Raw genomic sequence first — 1,693 nt, forward strand, 5'->3', positions numbered from 1 at the left:
CCTTTGCCTGGCTGGCATGGGCATCCGTGGTTGCGGCGCAGTCGTGCTCTGGTGCTGGACGCCTCACGCAGAGCCCGCTTGGGCGACTTCACCGTGTCGTACGACGACGACTTCGGGCTCCGGGAGCTGTTATTGATCAGAAACGGTTTGGGTTCTGGGTCGTTGGAGGGGTGTGAGCGATCTGGTGGGGGACGCGCGGCATCTGTCGCCGTCGGCGCAGGAGGCCCTGCGGCTGCGGGCGGTGGCCGCGTTGGTGGCGGGGCGGGACCGTGAGGAGGTGGCGGCGGTATTCGGGGTGTCGCTGAAGGCGGTCGACATTTGGTGGGCGAAGTGGCAGGCCGGCGGCCGGGAAGCTCTGGTCATGCGGCCGCGCGGCAAGCCGGTCGGGGTGCACCAGGTGCTCGGGGAGGCCGAGCAGGCTGCCGTCCGGCAGGCCGTCCTCGATCACATCCCCTCCGACCTGGGGCTTTCTGGTCAGCTGTGGACACGGGGTCAGATAGGCGAGCTGATCTTCAAGCTGTACCGGGTCCGCTTCACCGAGCCCGGGGTGGGCAAGTACCTCAAGCGTTGGGGGCTGACCTTCCAGCGTCCGGACAAGCGGGCGGTCGAGCAGGACCCGGAAGCAGTCCGCGTCTGGCACGAGGAGACCTGGCTCGCGATCCGGGCGAAGGCGAAGGCGGAGAACGCCGAGGTTCTCTTCGGCGACCAGGTCGGGGTCCGCTCGGACCAGGTCACCGGCCGCACCTGGGGCGCCAAAGGCGCGACTCCCATCGTCCGCCGCACCGGGAACCGGTTCTCCGTGAACGCGATGTCCGCGATCAGCACCCGTGGCCGGATGCACTTCATGGTCTTCACCGAGTCGTTCAACGCGAAGGTCATGTGCCGCTTCCTCGCCCGGATCGTCGGGCACTTCGACCACAAGGTCCACCTGATCGTCGACCGGCACTCGGCCCACCGCTCGAAGACCGTCCAGGCCTGGCTCGCCGGCCACCAGGACCAGATCGAGCTGCACTTCCTGCCCTCGTACTCACCCGAACTGAACCCCGACGAGCTGGTAAACGCCCACCTCAAACGCAGCCTGCCCACACCCACCGGGCCAGGAACCAGGCCGAACTCGCCGCCGAAACCCGCAGGTTCTTCCACAGACGCCAGCGTCAACCACACATCGTCCGCGGCTACTTCGGCGGCCCACACGTCCGCTACGTCCTGGACGAGAACCCTTTGAGTTTCTGATCAATAGCGGCCCCAACGGAACGAATCCGCTGGGGCCGCCGAGTACCTACCTACAGTATAACCAGTCGCGGGTGGCACATTTCTGCACTGGGCGCCATTTGATTTACGCTTCCCGTTTCCTTGCCGAGTCGCGCCGCTACCACCTCGGAAATGAGATGTTCCAGAGCCGAATCCTTGACACTCTCGTCAGCAGCTCGATAGAAGCGAAAGAAGCCGACTGGCGGCAGCTGCCACTCCCCGGTCTGCGTCCCGCGCAAGAACCTCGATGACTCGCCTGTGCGCCAGCACCGCATCCTTCGCCGTCACCTCCCAGGCAACCTTTTCCTCGAACGCTGAACGATATCTCGGATCGGCCGCAGCCGAGGCATCTGCCCACTGCGTTGTCTTGTAAATCGAGGTGATCAAGTCGATCACCTCCACCCGGCACTGCACCTCGGGGTCACCTGCCAGTTCTATAAGG

The 1,693-nt window shown here is 65.3% G+C and carries 3 protein-coding genes; 2 read left to right on the top strand and 1 reads right to left on the bottom strand.

The window, feature by feature from the left end; translation table 11 throughout:
• Positions 1-3 precede the first annotated feature (3 nt).
• Both ACFWAD_RS29830 and ACFWAD_RS29835 read left to right on the top strand, forming a co-directional pair.
• Entirely contained in the window at positions 4-273 is a 270-nt protein-coding gene (locus ACFWAD_RS29830; protein WP_378550444.1) for a hypothetical protein, read from the top strand.
• Positions 173-1,225: an IS630 family transposase gene (locus ACFWAD_RS29835; RefSeq protein WP_378550438.1), complete on the top strand. Its 1,053-nt coding sequence runs from the start codon at positions 173-175 to the stop codon at positions 1,223-1,225. Before ACFWAD_RS29830 ends, ACFWAD_RS29835 begins: the two co-directional genes overlap by 101 nt.
• 194 nt (positions 1,226-1,419) lie before the next feature.
• Here ACFWAD_RS29835 and ACFWAD_RS29840 read toward each other — a convergent pair.
• Positions 1,420-1,693 (bottom strand): hypothetical protein (locus ACFWAD_RS29840; protein WP_378550441.1); only part of this gene is annotated, 274 nt, incomplete at its 5' end.

It is taken from the genome of Rhodococcus sp. NPDC059969, assembly GCF_042738325.1.
GTDB lineage: Bacteria > Actinomycetota > Actinomycetes > Mycobacteriales > Mycobacteriaceae > Rhodococcus_F.